This is a genomic window from Stenotrophomonas sp. 116085_Sma, from assembly GCF_056479585.1.
The window spans coordinates 2,443,838-2,459,843 of the sequence record NZ_CM151057.1; the positions used below are offsets into that span (position 1 = coordinate 2,443,838).

Sequence of the window (16,006 nt, forward strand, 5' to 3'; positions counted from 1 at the left end):
CGGTGGCACTGCTGGAAGAGATGACGGCCGCCGTGCAGGCGATAGCACAAACCCGATGGTCTACACGGAGAGGTCAAGTTGTACCCGATCCAGAAGATCTGCGATTGGGCAATGACGCAGTGGAGTTTGATCGTGCCACTGTTTTGTACGCGGACCTGAACGGCTCAACGAATATGGTCGACACCGAAGCCTGGCAGTTGAGTGCAGAGATCTACAAAGCGTTCCTGCACTGTGCAGCGACGATCATCAGGAAAGAGGGCGGCAAGATCACCTCCTACGACGGAGATCGTGTCATGGGCATCTGGGTGGGTGACCGGCAAGCCACGCCGGCGGCTAAGGCCGGGTTGAAAATCAACTATGCGGTCAAGATGATCGTCATGCCAGCGTTGAAACAGCAGTACCCCGACTGGACAGGTACCGTGAGGCATGTCGTCGGAATCGACAGCAGCCCAATCCGAGCTGCTCGCACGGGTATTCGAGGCGGCAACGACATCGTCTGGGTTGGACGCGCGGCCAATCATGCGGCCAAGCTCACGGACCTGGACCTTGCCCCGTCAACCTGGATTACCGATGAGGTGTTCATCCGGTTGGCTGATGAGTTGAAGTACGGTGGAACGCCGCCGACTCTGATGTGGGAGGCGTTCCGCTGGAACCGGCAGGGTGGTCGCCGCATTCACGGATCAGACTGGGCTTGGCGCGTCTAAAGCGCCCTCTGCGGACCCGGCATTCGCAGGGCCAGCATGGCAGGGAAAGGGCGCACTGTTAGAGGCCGATTTCATGGCGCGGGAGTCAGGCAGCCGAGTCCTGCCCTCCGATGAGTGCGCGCCGGGAGAGGAACCCGCTGCCATTGCGGAGCTCTGGCAGAGGTTCATCTACGCACCGGCCCCTAGCGCCGCATTGATCTCAGCGAAGGCCTTCTCAAAGCGCTCCAGCGTTTCATTGATGGCCGTAGTTTCCGCGGCCAGCACGTGCTGATTCTGGATGAGCCAGTTGGCGGGAGTGAAATGATCCAGGGGCGGAACGGAAGCCCCCATGACATTAAACAGTGCTTCGGCCTGTTTGACCTGGCGCGTCAGGGCACCGTCTTGGCTGAACTGCCGGGCGGAAATTTGCCCTTTTCCCTTCAGACCGTAGGCACCGTTGAGGATGTCGGCGAAGACGGCGGGTGCGAAGAAGTCCTCAATGTCGCTCTCCGCCTTTCCGGTGAAATCCGTGGCTACCAAGACGCCGGAAGTCTTCATGATCTGAGACTCCCTCAGCCGCTGCACCTTGCCTTTATCGCCATTGCCGTAGTCACACAAGGCGACCATGTGGATGCCCTTGCCAGAGAAGAGCGAGGCGAACGATTGCACTTTGTCTATGCCGCCTGTGGGGCAGATCACCCACCGGCTGTCCAAGCCTTGGCGCTTGCGTTGCTTGAGCGCGTGCGATGCCGCCTGAAGATAGAGCACATCCGAAGGTCCTTCGACCAACAGGGTATGCGCTCCCACAAACAGGCTTTGGGTAACCTCGTAACCGAGATGGGCCTGAAGGGGGAACAGCGTGTCCTGATCGACGCTCAGGACGTCCGCGGAGACCTGTGTGCCCTTAACGGTGGGGCGGCGACGCTGGTCGTAGGTGACAACGTCCTCGACGACGCGAACGTCCGCAAGACGATCGGCCGGCACCATAAAGGGCGAGTGGGTGCTGTAGATGACCTGGGGGTCGGGGAGTAGACGCTCAATGATGTAGCGGAGCAGATCAGCTTGCGCCTTTCCATGTAGCGTCAATCCAGGCTCATCCAGAAGGATGATCGCACCGGGGTTCCTCTTTCGCATCTGCTTGAACTGCGACAGGAAGGAGAAGAACCAGACGAATCCGGCGCTGCGCTCAGACAGGGGCACCGAAACCTTGTGGTTGTCATTCCGAATGCGGATTTTGGCAACAGTCCCGCTATTGAAGGGGGCGGGATCCTCGGAGAGGCCTTGGGCAAGCGCTATCTCTACACTGAGCGCGTCGTTCTGACTCCAAAACTCGAAGATCTCATCGGTAATTTCATTGGAGGCGGCTTGGCAACGTGCGTTGAGCTCTTCCAGGCGTGTGCTGGACTGCAATTCGCTGACCGACGTCCCGGCGTACTCGAGGAAGTCGAGGAAAATCTGGTCACCCGGGGAGATCGTCGCGCCGCTTTGGGTGTCACGAGACAGCTTGTCCAGCGATATCTCCCCGGACATGCGATCAAAGTGAGAGGTATAGAAGAACGCCGGCATCCTTTTCTGCAGGATATCGATGGCCGCCAGCACTGGTTTCCCCTTGCGGAAGCCGCTGATGGACCGCTTGACCGCCTGCAATTGGTCAGACGGCTCGGGGTGCGCATCTATCTCGACCACGAGTCGATCCAGCAATATCTTGGAAAACTTCTCCCGCTCCTCGCCTGCCACACCGTGCTGGTCGAGCAGAAACGCGCGCACCACGTTGGGATCGACGTGAATGCTCCAAGTGCTGTGGCCACTGTAATCTGTCGTTACGTCAACGGTCGTACTACTTAACGCGCCGGCACCCAGGACGTCGGCGACCGCCTTTTGGTCTTCGTGGCTGAGCTCCCAGGTCAGGGTGGCAACCGGTGCGGGTTCGTCGTCGTGGCGTTCCTCATACCGCGTGAGGAAGCGGCGGGGGTAATCGTGCACCGTGTCGTAAGCAAACTGGTCGGCGATGGGACGGGTACCAAACAACGCCGTCAGAATTGCAGTCTTGCCCGCCTCGTTCTTACCGACCAAGCAGGTCAGCTCTCCGACATCGAACGTTCCGGAATCCTCTGCAGAACGGAAGTTTCGGATCCGTGCCTTGACTAGCTTCATGCTGCCCCCTGATTCCTGCCGTGGATGGTGCGCGTCTTGTGCAGGATAGGGCCCGAGCGGGGCACATTCAACGCGCACTGCTGGCCGCTCGGGCCGGAGGCTCAGTCCTCATCCATCAGGCGCGCGGCGGGGTTGCTGCCGACGCCGCCCTGCTGGAAATATCCGATCACGCTGGCCACGGAGCGGTGATCGGTCATCGCCATCAGCGCCGGCAGGGCCACCCCACGCCGCGCACCTTCGGTAACAAAGCCCGAGCGCAGGCTGTGGCCGGCAAAGTCCCCGTCCAGACCGGCCAACCGCGCCCGGTCCTTAACGATGGCGGCGACCGCCTTGCCGCTGAGCGCGCCGCCCAATGACCGTGGCCAGACGCGCCGGAACAGGGGGCCGTCGGTAATCTCGGCCATGTCCAGCCAGTCCTGCAGTGCGGTGGCTGCCTCTCCCAGGATGGGCTTGTCGGGGCTGCTGCCAACCACTGGCCCGGACTGCAAGGTTTTTCCGTGATCCAAGCGATAGGTGTAGCCGCCTTCGGGCAGTCGGGTGAGGTGATTCACCGTCGCCTCGGCGACTTCGCTGCGGCGGCGCCCGCCGCTAGCAAAGGCAAAGTAGAGCAGGGCGCGATCGCGCTTCCCCTTGAGCGAGGTGTCGCAGGTGGCCGCCATTGCGCGCAGATCTGCGGCTGACAGCGCGGTCTTCTTGGCCGGGCGCTCGCCTCGTTTGTGAGAAGCCCTGCGCCCCTTGGACAGTAGGGTCCTCACGGCGCGATCCTCGCAAGGGTTGTCTTGGCGGGCCTGCTTGTGGGCCGCCGACAAGACCGCCACCCGGTGGACCAGGCTGGAGAACGCCAGCGGCCCAGGCTTCTTCTTCAGGCCCGCATGCACCAAGGCACTATCCAAGTCTGCAGGCAGATCCCAACGAAGCCCCAAATCGCCTGAGCGCCCCATGTGATCCACGATGAACTGAACCACTGCCGCCGGGGGGACGGGTAGGGCGATGGGCCTGCCATAGCGCCCTTCGAACCAGCCCGCCCAATAGCGCAGGGCGCCGGCGTAGCTGCGAATGGTGTTAGGCGCTTCGGCCTCCTGCAGGATGTCTCGCACCGCTTCTGCGGCGGAAGTGGCCAGCCGCTCCGGAACCAGCCCCGAAACGAGTTCCCCTGACGCAGCAGTGATATTATTCATATGTACTATGTATTGTGCACTATGATTAGGTTGAGCTACATCTGATAAATATGCCTTATCAGACATGGCCTGCCAATTCTCACCGTTCCGCAGAAGGACACCCAATGGCCAAGGGCATCAGCGAACTGGATGTGCACCAGGCAGCGGACGACATCATCGCCGCCGGCGAACGTCCCACCGTCGAGCGAATCCGAGCCCACTTGGGCACCGGCTCGCCCAACACCGTCACGCGTTGGCTGGAGACCTGGTGGCAGACCGTAGGCTTTCGCCTGCGCCAGCGCGCCATTGAGGCGGCGGTTCCAGGCATCCCAGAGCGGGTAGCTCACCTGAGCCAGCGTTTGTGGCAGGCCGCGCTGCAGGATGCCGGCGAGCTCGCTCAGACCCAGCTGGAGTCGACCAGGCACGCACTGGAGGAACGCGAGCGCCTGCTGGAGGAGGACCGGGTGGCCCTGACGCTGGCGATTGAGGCCAGCCAGAAGCGCGAAAGGGAGGCTCAGGTCCAGACTCAGGCCGCCGCCACCACCGCGGAGCAGTTGGCGGCACAGGTCTCCCAGATGACGGCACAAGTACAAGACCTGCTGCGCCAACGCGATGGAGCCTATGGACGGGCGGAGCGACTCGAGCAGGAACTGGATGCCGTACGCCGCAGTCTGGGCGAGGCCGCGGCCGCTCACGAAGAAGAGAGGAGGGCGCTCCAGGCGCACGTCAGGGCAGTGGAGGATCGTGCCCATACGGAGGTTGACCGGCATCGCCAGGCGTTGCGGTCAGCCGAGCAGGAGTGGGGGCGGGAGCGCATGGCCTTGGCCACCTCATTGCGAGAGAGCGAGCAACAAGCCATTGCTGCTGCCAACCGCGAGCAACAGGCATTGCGCCGACTGGAAGGCGTGAACGCGCGGGCTGATGGCTTGGAGGCGCAGCTGACGTCACTGAAGGAAACCACTCGGCAAGTTACCGAGGCACTCCGACAAGGGAGAGCGAACACGGCAACGCCAAGCAGGCAAAGCAAGCCACGCCGCACCGCGCCCAGAAGAGTGGGCGAGCCGACACAAGAACCCAATAGCAGGAAATCTAAGACTTGAGGCCATCCATTCGATCAAGGCTTCTTTCCCCGAAAGACTTGGAGGACGTACACGCCCCCCCCAAAGTTCATCCTCGACCGCGCCCGAGAGCACGGCGCGACAGGCCCCGTACGAACGGTAGAAACCAGCACGCCGGAGGAGGAACGCCATGAAGCAGGGAAGAACTGACAGAGATTGGGCGGTGGTCGCTGTGATGACCTTTGCCGCAGGAGCCGTCTTGACTTGGGCACTCATGAGCAAGCCGAGTCCCAAATCCGCCACGTTAGCGCTTGACTGGCCGGCGTGGGTGCAAGCGATCGGCAGCATCGCAGCCATCATCGCCGCGGGACTGATCCCCCTTTGGCACGCCAGAGTCAGGAGACGGGAGGTCACACAGTCCCTCATAGAGCTGATTTCCTATGCGCGATTTCCAGCGACACTGATGCTGGCGCAGTTCGAGGGAGGATTCGGCGGCCCCCGGCTGATCTTGGCGCATCTGACCCAGCTTCATAAGGCTTTCGATTCAGTCAACTATGTTGACGTGCCGAACCGATCCTTGGCGATTGCGCTGCAGCAATCAGCAACGGCTGTGAGTGCACTTAAGGAGATCCAGGAACTCTTTCTGAGAAAAGAAGAGATGAAAAAGGGGCGGGGGAGCGAGATCGTTAAAAAGTACCTGCTCATGCTCGATAGAGCCGTCGAAGAAGCAATCAAGGCAACCGGTCAGCGGCCTCGAGACTTCAACTACGACACAATCGTGCTGCCTAATGAATAGCCCATGCAAATGCTGTTCGTTACAACTACGCGGTAATAGTCACAAACCTCTCTCTAGTAATCCACTGCCGAGGGCTATCCGGCAAATCGTGCGGAGTCGGAGGGAGTAGCTGGCGTCTGAACGGGGGAACTCGCCTGGCGATGTAGCAGGGGCCTGGTGCACTGGACTGTAACAGAGCAGTTTCACTGTCACCGCGCCTTGTTACGGTAAAGAACCTCCGTTACATTCGCTGCTATGAACGACCTCGACGCCGCAGCCCGCTATCTTCAGGGTCTACTACCCGACATGGTCGGTGAGCTCGAGCCCTGGCCCAGCTCCAAGACGCGCGGCTTACCCCACTTCCTCGCCACCCTATTCGGCCTGGCCGAGCTTGACCTGCTCGGCCACAGGGTGCTGCTGGCCACCGTCCCGGCGCAGACGGAACCGTTGCCACCTTTGCGGCTGATCGCGCAGGTGCATCGATTGGCGGAAAAGGCCGGCTTGAGGGTCATTCTCGTGCTCTCCGGCGTTTCGCCCTACATTCGCTCCAAGCTCATCGAGTCTCGGGTGGATTTCGTTGTGCCTGGTAGCCAACTGTTCGCTCCGAGCTTCCTGATGAGCTTACGCGAGCGCGATTCGTCTCCAAGGGTGCTCACATCCGCTGGGGAGCGGTTGAGCCATCCGGCACAAGCGGTTCTGATCGCGGCCCTGTTGCGGCCCGACTTGGAGGAGCGCGGCATCCCTGGCAGCGTCCCGTGGGTGCCGCTCGACCTGGCGCGCGAGGCAGGCTACTCACGCATGACTGCCTCGCGGGTCGCCCGTGAACTGGTGGCGGCTAACCTCGTCAGCGCCCAGCGCGAGGGGCGGGAGACGAAGCTACGGTTCTTGAAAGCGCGCCGCTCCTTGTGGGCGGTCGCGCTGCCGCGGCTGCGCTCGCCGGTGCTGCGCACCACTTGCATCGGCAAAAGTGGCTTGGACATGCTGCTGGCCGATCATTGTCGTGCTGCGGGAGAAACCGGCCTGTCCGTTCTCACCGAACTGGCGGCGCCATCGCGTCCGATCGCTGCGATCGGACGAGACTGCTTCCGTCGGCATCCGGAGCCGGAATGGTTTCCCGTGGCCGGCGAGGGCTATGCAGACGTGCAGCATTGGGCGTACTCCACCCGCCTGGGTGGCGCGGGCACCGTCGTGGACCCGTTGTCGCTGTACCTGTCCTTGCAGGGACAGGGCGACCCGAGGCTGAACGGCGCGCTGCGGGACCTGCTCGATGAGGTCTTCGTCTGATCGCAGGCGCGCGGGAGCTCGGCGAGTGGTGCCTGAACTCCGGTACCAGTCCGCGGTCATCGGGGCCGTTGCGCTGGCCGTCGTAACGCAGGAAGCGAAGCGGCAAGTGGGGCCACGAAGGATCTGGAACGTGGTGCTGAGCGTGGAGGCGCTGACGCTTGCGTTCGGCCAGCGGTTCTCGGGGGGATATCGAGGCAGCGGCTACGAGGTGCGCCAGCCCTCGGACCGACACTCAACGTTCTATCGCTTCCGGCGGCCTGCGCCCAGAAACTGCAGGAGTGGCCGACGGGTCGTTTCGACCTGATCGTCTGCAGCGGGATGGACGACTAACCCGGGCCGGATGCCCTGCTCGAACTGCGTGACGGTGCGCATGGGGCGACGAAGGACGGTAGCCTGCTGGTGGCTTGCCAATGGCTGCCCATCCTTCAAGTAGCAATGCCTTGGGCGCATGCGCTGGCTAGGATTGTGCCGCGCTGAATCTGCTTCTGGCCGGCAGACGATCACCCTCGAAGTCGCAGGGCTAGGACAACTGATCTCAATCATGGAGGGATAGATGTGGCCTAACCCTTAACAACTCCGTGAGGGCGGCTTACATCGCATCCACAGTGATGCCATGAAGGATCATTGAAGCATGCTGGGACGCAAGTTTGTCCAGCGCAGGTGCATGCGGACTCGAGGTCCCGAACAGCTCGTGGAACAGCACACCCATTACGATCGGAGCCATGATTGAAAAGGCCATGAGATTTGAGTCGCCGGCGCGGACGGTCCCCTTGGCCTGCGCCCGCTCGACAGCGCTTGCCACCAGCCGGATCATGCGAGATGCAACTTCGTCATGCCAGATCCTCGCAAGCTCAGGAAACATTCGGCTCTCCGATAGCACCATTCGCAATGCTGCAGACAAGCGGGCATCGCCACCTGATGAGACCGCTCGCTGGAGGAGCGTCGGGATTAGCTCCTCAATCGACCCGTCGAAGGTCGCCTGTGCCGTCTCAAGGCCTTCCAGATTTGTGGAGATCAACTGGCGCGCTGCGGCTCGAAACAGCTCTTCCTTGGTTTCAAAGTAGAGGTAGATCGTGCCCTTCGCGACTCGTGCGCGCTTCGCGATATCAGAGAGCTTTGCGGCAGCAAAGCCGTTCTCAAGGAAAACATCTACCGCAGCGTCTACAATCTCGAGCGGCCGCGCCTCCTTGCGACGACTCCACTTAGGTTGCATCTCGCTCACGTGCTCAATCTCTTGCCCATGCGGGAATCCCAATAGCGCTGCAGCTCGTCTAGGGACTGCGTTGGCTGTGCCAATCCCACCCAAGTGTCAGGCCGCAGAACGTAGACAGCGTCCTGCTGACGTCCAGCGCGGCCATGTTCTTCGTGCCAGGTAAACTCGCGAAGAGCCATGCCGCGGCTGTCGCACCAGCCCTTTAGTTCAGTACTGGCTCGTCCATAGACATGGACCTGCCAGCCGATTTGCTCTGAGATCGCGTAGTTGTCCTCACCACGCGTCTTCACCCAGGGCAGGCGATCGCCGCCTTCAATCTTTCCAGCCTTGCCCTGGCTCAAGGGGCTATGCGATCTACAGCATCATCATGATCAACGTTGTCTTCCACGTGATCCCGCTGATTCTCGGGGTCGGCTACGGCGCGGGAACGCTAACTGCGATCATCATCTTCATCCCCCTCTGCGCTTGGATGATCTACACATCCTTTGGCGCGGGTCGTATGAGCTATCGAGCACTAGCCCTTTTGGTTGGTGCGGGAGTGTTGTTCCATGCCCTACTCACTATTCCGATGATTCTCCTGCTGCAAGGTGCAATCTCAGAGACGTCCGTAGTCATGATTCAGGTAGCCAACCCCTTTGTGCTGATGGTCATCTTGTCGGCGGCGGAGCGCTCGCGCTTGAGCATGCCGGCAAGGCAGCGTCGGCCAAGTGCCTCTCGCTAGCTCGAGTCTTCTTCGGCGCCTAGTCAGACCTCCCATCCCGTCTCGCTCACGCAGCCGCTTCGGTGACCCCTGGCGGACAAGGCGGAGCAACTTTAATGGTGCCTGTCCCCGCCTGTGTTGAGGCGGGGTAGCAGCTTGCAATGGCGTTAGGGATTCTCGATGGGAGCCAGATCATTTGCCCCTATTGCTCGATGGAGGAGGGGGCTGGCTCGCTCCTATTGAGCCGACGCCTTGCCCGGGCCTTTGTATCTGCTCAGCCAATAGCTGTAAGGCGTGGGTAGCACGCTGGCTGGGAGCTCCTGGCCAAGCGCAATGGCCATTTGGTACGGATAGTGCGGATTGGATAGGTGGGCCCGCCCGATCATCACTAGGTCAACCTGACAGTCCGCTACAACGCGCTCGGCAGTCTGTGGATCATCGATGCACCAACCTGTGGCCACCGGAAGCCCAGTTTCATTAGCAAATCGCTCAGCAAGGGGTGCCAGGAACGCCTGTGTACCCCATGGGACGCGGCCACCAAGAGCACTGAAGCCAATGCTCACGTTGAGCAGATCAAGCCCCAACTCTCGCATTTCTTTGCCAATCTCAATGGAGTCGACCAGTGCTTGGCCATCGCGCGAGTTGTACTCCACAACTCCAAAGCGCGCGGTCAGCGGCAGATGCTCGGGCCAAACCTTACGGACGGCCGCCAATGTCTCCAGCAGGAAGCGTGCTCTGTTCTCCGCACTGCCACCGTAGCGATCCTCCCGCTTGTTGCTGTCGGGGCTGAAGAAGCTCTGCGCCAGATAGCCATGAGCGAAGTGAAGCTCCAGCCATTCAAATCCTGCAGCAAGCGCACGCTTGGCTGCAGCGACGAAATCCGCTTGAACGCGATGAATGTCCTCAACCGTCATCTCGTTGGGAACTCTATCGAGCGAGCCGCCAAAGGCGATCGGCGAGGGACCAAGGATCGCCCATCCTGCGGGATCATCGGCTGCGATGTGGTCATCGCCTTGCCATGGCCGATTTGCACTAGCCTTGCGCCCTGCGTGGCCGATCTGGATGCCAGCTACGGCACCGCCTTGCTTGATGGCAGAAGCGATGGCTGCCATTCCTGGAATTTGCTCATCACCCCACAGGCCAGCACATCCCGGGGTGATGCGTCCTTCCGGAGACACGGCGGTAGCCTCGACAATCACGAGCCCAGCGCCTCCGCGCGCAAGCGCGGCATAGTGGCTGAGATGCCAATCGTTGATACGGCCGTCCTCCGCACTGTACTGGCACATGGGCGGCACCGCGATACGATTCTTAAGAGTGACACCTTTGAGCTCGAATGGGCTAAACAGGGCAGACATAAACGGGGCTTTGGGGAGAGCAAGAGGAGCAAGCACGGGGATTTACTCCGGCTTAGGACGTTGACTTGGCGGCTCGAGCTGCTTCCACCAGGCCGTCCAGCCAATCCTGGTGACCATTGATCATTGGATTCGGCTTGGCCAGACGCAGGGCTTCTGCAGGCTGTCCCTTCTGCGTCTCCTGCGTGAGGATCCGCACTCGGCCACCATCAAGGTCTTCGACAATCCACGCATGATGAACGTCAAGTCGATCGGCAGACCCGGGCTCACCGGCCCAGCCATGCCAAGCGATCCGGCCCGGACCCTCGGAGGTAGGAGCCTCATGCTCGACGCATTGAGCCTCCACGGGGAAGCCAAAGGTTTCAAAGTAGAATCGATCCCCGTTTCGCAACAGAGGGCCGGCGCCATCGTGGAAGCGCACATTGGCTGAATTTCCGTAGTAGGTCGGCCACAGACGTGGCTCTTCAAGCAACGGCCAAACATCAGCTGCGGCAAGGCCGAGGACGATCAGCTCATTCGAGACAAAGTTTTCGGTGTAACCAGGAAGGTAGCCTTCCGGCCAACGAATGCCGTTCATTTTCATCATATGCTCCTTAGGGCTAGCGGCGCGGCTCGCCGATGAATCGTTAAAATTACGTTCGCCAGCTTCTAACTTGCAGACCTCTGACTTCTACAGCCGAGACACTTGCTCCGTACCGTCGTGTCTCAGTTTGGCGAGGACTGCCTGGCAGTCGAAAGCTGGCTGAGGGTGTGCGTGGAGCTAGACGTACGCGCCAGCTGAATACGTAAGCTCGTAGCTGTGGCTGTAGATCTCCAGGATGTTGCCCAGCGGATCCTCCATGTAAACCATCCGATAGGGCTTCTCCCCTGGGAAGTACTCTCGAACCGGCATTCGCTGCTTTCCACCAGCTGCCACAATCCGAGCGGCCAGGCCTTCAACGTCCGGATCCTGAATACAGAAGTGGAAGACGCCCGACTTCCAGTACTCGAAGTTGTTCGCGGGACGCTCGGCGTTATTGAACTGGAAGATTTCGACTCCAACCCGGTCACCAGTGGATAGATGTGCAATGCGGAAGCTGCCCCATCCAGGCCCAAACACATCCGTGCACATCACGCCAATTGCGCTTTCGTCTTCAGCAATCCTGGTCGGCGGCATGACGAGGTACCAGCCCAAGACTTCTGTATAGAAGGAAACCGCGGCATCGAGATCGGTAACAGACAGGCCGATGTGGGAGAAGGCGCGAGGGTAGGGAGGGGGTAGGGCAGGCACGGCACACCACTGAAGAGAGGGGTAGCCGCAAGATTAGACCCTGCAACTCAACCATGATCTGATCCATTTTTATCAGATTGATAAAATATTCTTATGCTGAATGAGCATTGGCTCCGATCCTTTCGGGCTATCGCAGAGGTCGGGAGCTTTACCAGGGCCGCAGGCCAGCTGCAGCTCACCCAGGCTGCGGTCAGTCAGCATGTACGTCATCTTGAGCAACAGCTGGGTGCCCTGTTTCTGCGCAGACCACGATTTATTGAGCTGACGCCGGCGGGAATGGCTCTATTGCAGTACTGCCAAGAGATGGATTCGGCCGATCGCCGGCTTCAAGCCAAGCTCGCGAGCGCGGACAGCGATCAGGGGGAGTTTGCGCTGATAACCCCCGGGAGTGTTGGCCTTGCTCTTTACCCGGTGTTGCTGGACTTCCAGCGCACCCATCCCGGCTTGATCATTCGTCATCGCTTCTCGCCGGACCCAGAAATCCTATCGGCGGTACTGGAGAAGAAGTACGAGGTGGGTCTACTTGCACTTCGGCCGGATGACCCTCGGCTGCGGGCTGAGCCCTTCACCGAGGAGGCGCTTGAGCTGGTAGTTCCGAGAGGTGCCTGCGCGGACAGCTGGGCGGATCTTCAAAAGTTGGGTTTCGTTGATCATCCAGATGGCCAGGCTATGGCCACCCGCCTTCTCGCCCGCAAGTTCCCAGGAAATCCAGGCGTACGCGCGCTTCCTATACACGGCTTCACCAATCAGGTTGCGCTCATCCTTGAGCCGGTATCGCTCGGGCTGGGATTCACTGTCATTCCGCGACACGCCCGTGAATCCTTCGCTCGGCAAGACGCAATTGAGGTGGTTGACTGTGGATCTCCGGTGGTTGACACCCTCTGGATGATCCATCGATCCGAATGGCCACTGTCTGGGCCAGCTAAATGGTTGACCCAACAGCTTCGAGGCCTGCCTCGATTCAGCGGGAGGAGGGCTCCACCTCTCGCTGGAGCGGACTGAGGCCCCTTCTATACTGGTCTGGGGTCCGGCCAGAGTGTCGCTTGAACATCTCACTGAAAGACGTTGAGTTTGCATAGCCCAGATCGTCTGCAATCTGCGTAATGGATCGGTCTGAACCCAAGGCATCAATTGCCCTCAGAAAACGAAGCCGACTGCGCCACTCTCCGAACCCCATCCCTAGCTCGCGCTTTGCCAAGCGCTCAAGTGATCGAACACTAATGTGGTGGCGCTCTGCGACCTCAAGTGCCGACGGAGAGTCCTGAAGGGAGGTCTCGGCATAGCTCAGAATCCGCTTTAGCACGTCACCGCTGGCCAGCGGCAGGAAGCTCGACATCACCGGCGCGGCCAGAATCAGGTCAAGGGCGACCGCGGAGAGTCGCCGGTCTTCTGGCTTAACGGCCTCGCCGATGTCACGACGGGCCAGTTCGTCCAAGATCTCCCTAAGCAACGAGCTAACCGCTAACGCAGTCGGAATGCTGGGCATCTGCGCCGACGCGCCGACCGAAAGGTATGCGGATCGATAAGCAACCGCACCACGGTTTCGGGATGAGTGGTGAACACCAGGCGGAATCCATATCGCATAGTGGGTAGGGGACACCATCCAGTCCTCGCCTACCTGTAACTCCATGACACCCTGCGCAACATAGTTGAACTGCCCCCACGGATGCACACGAGCATCCCAGTCGGAGGGAGGCAAAGTCCCTTGCCGAACGTAGATGTCTCCAGGGATGGAGCTGAACGAGGGGACGGGGTCCATTGCCATGTCGCATTCAAGATGAAGATTGGCGCAAATTATGGATGTAACGAAATTCCGCCAAGTCTACGCTACTGGCTGTTGATATCCAGTATCTGAGGATGCCATGTACTACCTGCTCCCCCTCCTGGCCTGCCTTCTCTGGGGCGCCAACACCATCGTTACAAAGCTCGCTGCAGGGACCGTCGGCCCGGTCGATATTAGCTTCTGGCGATGGCTTGCTGCGGCCATCATCTTGCTCCCATTCGCCCTGCCGCGCCTGAAGTCGAACCTAGCGGTCCTGAAAGCCAATTGGGCACGCTTCCTCGTGCTCGGTGCTTTGGGCGGTGTCATGTTCCAATGCCTGGCGTACTACGCCGCACATTTCACTTCTGCGACCAACATGGGCGTTATCCAGGCACTCATCCCGTTGATCGCTCTTGCCTTGTCGCGCATCTTCATGGGTCACGCAGTCCGCGGTGGCGCAGTGATTGGTTCGATCATCTCCTTGGTTGGGGTGATAGCGGTAGTGTCCCATGGTGACTTTGAAGCCTTGGTTTCCCATGGAATCAACAAAGGTGACGCCCTGATGCTGCTGGGCGCTTTGGCTTTTGCCACCTACAATTTGCTGATGCACAAGTGGCGCATTCCCGTAACGCTGATCGAATCCCTGTTTCTTCAAGCCATGTCTGCAACGATCCTGCTGCTACCTCTTTTCCTTGTCGCAGGCACTGGCGTCCAGGGTGGCGCAGCCATCGGCTGCATTGCATTCGCAGCAATCGGCGCTTCGATCATGGCACCGTTGGCATGGATGACCGGCCTGCATCGGCTGGGCTCTGCTCGCGTGGCCGGGTTCTTCAATCTCGTCCCGATCGTCACTGCATTGCTTGCGGTGGTGGTCCTCAAAGAGTCTCTGAGCACCTGGGTCGTGGGTGGCGGTTTGATGGCAGTATTTGGTGTGGTACTGGCGGAGTACGCAGCTCGCAAGAAGCCTGACGAGGTCATGGTCGTGGATGACACCTCGACCAAGCGCTGAAAGACAATTGCATAGCTGCAGTTCAAATGAAAACGGGCCGCTTGAGGCCCGTTCTCCTTGTTCGGGGAACGCTTCTTCGGCTAGCCAGGTTCAAAGGGCCCTCTCCTCAAGGTGAAGTTGCATCTAGACAGCGCTCTTCAGCTGAGTTGGGCACATGCCGGTTAGTCGGCGAAACATTGCAATAAAAGGGGAGGGGCCGCTATAGCCCAGCCGCTTGGCAACATCACCAACTTTGCAGTCGCTCTGGAGGAGAGGGAGGGACGCAGCAAGCTTCAGCCTCTGGCGCCACTCACAACATCCCAGGCCAGTAGCGGCAACCCAGCGTCTTGCAGGAGTCCGAGAGGATACGCCAGCAACTTCTGCCCATTGAACTAGTGACTGGCCACTTCCTGGATCGGCTTGTAGCGCATCGATGATGGGGGCTAACAAGCGCGAAAACGCCAAGAATGCGCGGCCAAAGCTTCTGTTCCGGTAACTCAGCGAATGACCGGGGATCACCCCAAAGCGGAAAGGCTAACAGTAGGAACCGGGGATGCTTCGCGGCCCAGCTGCGCATCTTGCGCTGCCGCCGCCAAGCGATAGCCTTTGCGTCTCGAAGCTTGTGTAGGGCGCAATCCTCCACGTCAGACAGTCGCGCCGAAAGGGTATAGGCCCCGCGACAAGCCCATCGGAGGCATTTAGGGGTTCGCTTTAGCGACCTGTGGAGCTGCTGTGGAGTGGGCCGGAGAAATGTCTTCACATCAACAACTGTAAAGACGTCGCTTCACCCGGATCTACACGAGGGTTCAGACCCCACGGTTCCACAAAACAGCCTAAAGTTTCGACCCGGCACGCCGAGGCCGATCTACGTCACGGATTTCCGGCAGGGCGTGCCCCTTCCATCCGGTTGGCCGTCTGTCACTGGCGTGTGCGCCTGGTCCCGACCGGCCGGCAAGAAGCGCGAACCTACCGCTACACCCTAAGGGGCTTTAGTCTTTGATTCGCTTCTCAAAGTTTGTGATCAACTTGCCCAGCGAAAGGCCTGTCAGGCGGGCGATATCTCTCAGCTCCACCACATCAACCCTTCTCTTGCCTGTTTCGACGTCGCTGATGAATGACTGGCTGCGGCCCAGCATGCTGGACACCTGGGCCTGGGTCAGACCGGCAGCTAGCCGCGCCTCGCGAACAGCCTCAATGAGGGCAGCGTACTCTTTTCGATGGATGGACTTCGACACGACCGCGCCTTGGCTGAGCGGCCTAGAAAGCTATATCCAGTTCTCCGATATCTAAAAACCAGATATTCTGTCTTCTTCATTGACAGGGGGACGCATGAGCGAACAGCCATACCGCTTCATCACCGCGGCCAGAAGCAGAGCAACACTGATCCTGGCAGCATCAGCACTGCTAGCTGCCTGCAGCGGTCCGACAGACAAGAAGATGGTTACGAATGGAACCCAGCAGCAATACCGGCAGTCAATTGACGCTATCGACGCGGAACTCAATGCCCACGAAAGAGCGGCCTTCAACTGGGCAGTCGCTGGGATGAACCTTGAAGAGGGTCGGCAGGGAATCATTACGTACAGGGCCAAAAGCTGCCTAAGCGACTGAAT

18 protein-coding genes and 1 pseudogene are annotated in these 16,006 nt (G+C 60.1%); 8 read left to right on the forward strand and 11 right to left on the reverse strand.

The window, feature by feature from the left end; genetic code table 11:
• Positions 1–2 precede the first annotated feature (2 nt).
• Positions 3–704 carry an adenylate/guanylate cyclase domain-containing protein gene (locus ACZK0Z_RS11455; protein WP_024956864.1) on the forward strand — a complete coding sequence of 234 codons (702 nt, stop codon included), beginning with the start codon at positions 3–5 and terminating at the stop codon, positions 702–704.
• Between the two features lie 168 nt (positions 705–872).
• Here ACZK0Z_RS11455 and ACZK0Z_RS11460 read toward each other — a convergent pair whose 3' ends face one another.
• Complete coding sequence (locus ACZK0Z_RS11460) at positions 873–2,837, reverse strand: AAA family ATPase (protein WP_049402765.1); 1,965 nt, start codon at positions 2,835–2,837, stop codon at positions 873–875.
• Between the two features lie 101 nt (positions 2,838–2,938).
• On the reverse strand, positions 2,939–4,015 hold the full coding sequence (locus tag ACZK0Z_RS11465) for a site-specific integrase (protein WP_049401586.1): 1,077 nt from the start codon (positions 4,013–4,015) through the stop codon (positions 2,939–2,941).
• Between the two features lie 104 nt (positions 4,016–4,119).
• Between ACZK0Z_RS11465 and ACZK0Z_RS11470 the strand changes: the two genes are divergently transcribed.
• The 3 genes from ACZK0Z_RS11470 (at position 4,120) to ACZK0Z_RS11480 (ending at position 7,111) form a co-directional block, all read left to right on the forward strand.
• Positions 4,120–5,094 carry a DNA-binding protein gene (locus ACZK0Z_RS11470; RefSeq protein ID WP_049402764.1) on the forward strand — a complete coding sequence of 325 codons (975 nt, stop codon included), beginning with the start codon at positions 4,120–4,122 and terminating at the stop codon, positions 5,092–5,094.
• Positions 5,095–5,242: 148 nt separating this feature from the next.
• Entirely contained in the window at positions 5,243–5,848 is a 606-nt protein-coding gene (locus ACZK0Z_RS11475) for a hypothetical protein (RefSeq protein ID WP_033836002.1), read from the forward strand.
• Between the two features lie 234 nt (positions 5,849–6,082).
• Positions 6,083–7,111, forward strand: a complete 1,029-nt coding sequence (locus ACZK0Z_RS11480; protein WP_049402763.1) for a hypothetical protein — start codon at positions 6,083–6,085, stop codon at positions 7,109–7,111.
• Positions 7,112–7,700: 589 nt separating this feature from the next.
• Here ACZK0Z_RS11480 and ACZK0Z_RS11485 read toward each other — a convergent pair.
• Complete coding sequence (locus ACZK0Z_RS11485) at positions 7,701–8,324, reverse strand: TetR/AcrR family transcriptional regulator (RefSeq protein WP_043033616.1); 624 nt, start codon at positions 8,322–8,324, stop codon at positions 7,701–7,703.
• Between the two features lie 5 nt (positions 8,325–8,329).
• Entirely contained in the window at positions 8,330–8,665 is a 336-nt protein-coding gene (locus ACZK0Z_RS11490; protein WP_043033500.1) for a hypothetical protein, read from the reverse strand.
• A gap of 26 nt (positions 8,666–8,691) precedes the next feature.
• Between ACZK0Z_RS11490 and ACZK0Z_RS11495 the strand changes: the two genes are divergently transcribed.
• A complete protein-coding gene (locus ACZK0Z_RS11495; protein WP_043033501.1) occupies positions 8,692–9,045 on the forward strand; it encodes a hypothetical protein in 354 nt (117 codons plus the stop codon).
• Positions 9,046–9,260: 215 nt separating this feature from the next.
• Here the strand turns inward: ACZK0Z_RS11495 and ACZK0Z_RS11500 are convergent, their stop codons facing one another.
• The 3 genes from ACZK0Z_RS11500 to ACZK0Z_RS11510 form a co-directional block, all read right to left on the reverse strand.
• The gene (locus ACZK0Z_RS11500; RefSeq protein ID WP_049402762.1) at positions 9,261–10,379 is read right to left on the reverse strand and encodes an NADH:flavin oxidoreductase/NADH oxidase; all 1,119 of its coding nucleotides are present in this window, start codon (positions 10,377–10,379) and stop codon (positions 9,261–9,263) included.
• Positions 10,380–10,431: 52 nt separating this feature from the next.
• Positions 10,432–10,959 carry an SRPBCC family protein gene (locus tag ACZK0Z_RS11505; RefSeq protein ID WP_223224789.1) on the reverse strand — a complete coding sequence of 176 codons (528 nt, stop codon included), beginning with the start codon at positions 10,957–10,959 and terminating at the stop codon, positions 10,432–10,434.
• Positions 10,960–11,136: 177 nt separating this feature from the next.
• Positions 11,137–11,646, reverse strand: coding sequence for a lactoylglutathione lyase family protein (locus ACZK0Z_RS11510; protein ID WP_033836000.1), 510 nt, complete (start codon positions 11,644–11,646; stop codon positions 11,137–11,139).
• Positions 11,647–11,739: 93 nt separating this feature from the next.
• On the opposite strand from ACZK0Z_RS11510, the gene ACZK0Z_RS11515 reads away from it, so the two are divergent.
• Entirely contained in the window at positions 11,740–12,648 is a 909-nt protein-coding gene (locus tag ACZK0Z_RS11515) for a LysR family transcriptional regulator (protein ID WP_033835999.1), read from the forward strand.
• On the opposite strand, the gene ACZK0Z_RS11520 is transcribed toward ACZK0Z_RS11515, so the two are convergent.
• Entirely contained in the window at positions 12,608–13,081 is a 474-nt protein-coding gene (locus tag ACZK0Z_RS11520) for a helix-turn-helix domain-containing protein (protein ID WP_231298592.1), read from the reverse strand. The genes ACZK0Z_RS11515 and ACZK0Z_RS11520 overlap by 41 nt on opposite strands.
• A gap of 156 nt (positions 13,082–13,237) precedes the next feature.
• A pseudogene (locus tag ACZK0Z_RS11525) lies at positions 13,238–13,411 on the reverse strand (AraC family transcriptional regulator); the annotation flags it as partial.
• Positions 13,412–13,508: 97 nt separating this feature from the next.
• On the opposite strand from ACZK0Z_RS11525, the gene ACZK0Z_RS11530 reads away from it, so the two are divergent.
• Positions 13,509–14,417, forward strand: coding sequence for a DMT family transporter (locus tag ACZK0Z_RS11530; RefSeq protein WP_043033504.1), 909 nt, complete (start codon positions 13,509–13,511; stop codon positions 14,415–14,417).
• A gap of 123 nt (positions 14,418–14,540) precedes the next feature.
• Here ACZK0Z_RS11530 and ACZK0Z_RS11535 read toward each other — a convergent pair whose 3' ends face one another.
• Both ACZK0Z_RS11535 and ACZK0Z_RS11540 read right to left on the reverse strand, forming a co-directional pair.
• Positions 14,541–14,915 (reverse strand): helix-turn-helix domain-containing protein, encoded by a 375-nt coding sequence (locus ACZK0Z_RS11535; protein WP_080334755.1) that lies wholly within the window; start codon positions 14,913–14,915, stop codon positions 14,541–14,543.
• A 470-nt stretch (positions 14,916–15,385) separates the two neighbouring features.
• Positions 15,386–15,631, reverse strand: coding sequence for a helix-turn-helix domain-containing protein (locus tag ACZK0Z_RS11540; RefSeq protein ID WP_043033505.1), 246 nt, complete (start codon positions 15,629–15,631; stop codon positions 15,386–15,388).
• Between the two features lie 94 nt (positions 15,632–15,725).
• Between ACZK0Z_RS11540 and ACZK0Z_RS11545 the strand changes: the two genes are divergently transcribed.
• Positions 15,726–16,004 carry a hypothetical protein gene (locus ACZK0Z_RS11545; RefSeq protein WP_033835997.1) on the forward strand — a complete coding sequence of 93 codons (279 nt, stop codon included), beginning with the start codon at positions 15,726–15,728 and terminating at the stop codon, positions 16,002–16,004.
• Positions 16,005–16,006: the final 2 nt, after the last annotated feature.

Coding starts and splice junctions, on each gene's coding strand:
- ACZK0Z_RS11460 (WP_049402765.1), bottom strand. CDS start 2,837: ATGAAGCTAGTCAAGGCACGGATCCGAAACTTCCGTTCTGCAGAGGAT.
- ACZK0Z_RS11485 (WP_043033616.1), bottom strand. CDS start 8,324: ATGCAACCTAAGTGGAGTCGTCGCAAGGAGGCGCGGCCGCTCGAGATT.
- ACZK0Z_RS11480 (WP_049402763.1), top strand. CDS start 6,083: ATGAACGACCTCGACGCCGCAGCCCGCTATCTTCAGGGTCTACTACCC.
- ACZK0Z_RS11545 (WP_033835997.1), top strand. CDS start 15,726: ATGAGCGAACAGCCATACCGCTTCATCACCGCGGCCAGAAGCAGAGCA.
- ACZK0Z_RS11470 (WP_049402764.1), top strand. CDS start 4,120: ATGGCCAAGGGCATCAGCGAACTGGATGTGCACCAGGCAGCGGACGAC.
- ACZK0Z_RS11505 (WP_223224789.1), bottom strand. CDS start 10,959: ATGAAAATGAACGGCATTCGTTGGCCGGAAGGCTACCTTCCTGGTTAC.
- ACZK0Z_RS11515 (WP_033835999.1), top strand. CDS start 11,740: ATGCTGAATGAGCATTGGCTCCGATCCTTTCGGGCTATCGCAGAGGTC.
- ACZK0Z_RS11465 (WP_049401586.1), bottom strand. CDS start 4,015: ATGAATAATATCACTGCTGCGTCAGGGGAACTCGTTTCGGGGCTGGTT.
- ACZK0Z_RS11495 (WP_043033501.1), top strand. CDS start 8,692: ATGATCAACGTTGTCTTCCACGTGATCCCGCTGATTCTCGGGGTCGGC.
- ACZK0Z_RS11500 (WP_049402762.1), bottom strand. CDS start 10,379: ATGTCTGCCCTGTTTAGCCCATTCGAGCTCAAAGGTGTCACTCTTAAG.
- ACZK0Z_RS11530 (WP_043033504.1), top strand. CDS start 13,509: ATGTACTACCTGCTCCCCCTCCTGGCCTGCCTTCTCTGGGGCGCCAAC.
- ACZK0Z_RS11475 (WP_033836002.1), top strand. CDS start 5,243: ATGAAGCAGGGAAGAACTGACAGAGATTGGGCGGTGGTCGCTGTGATG.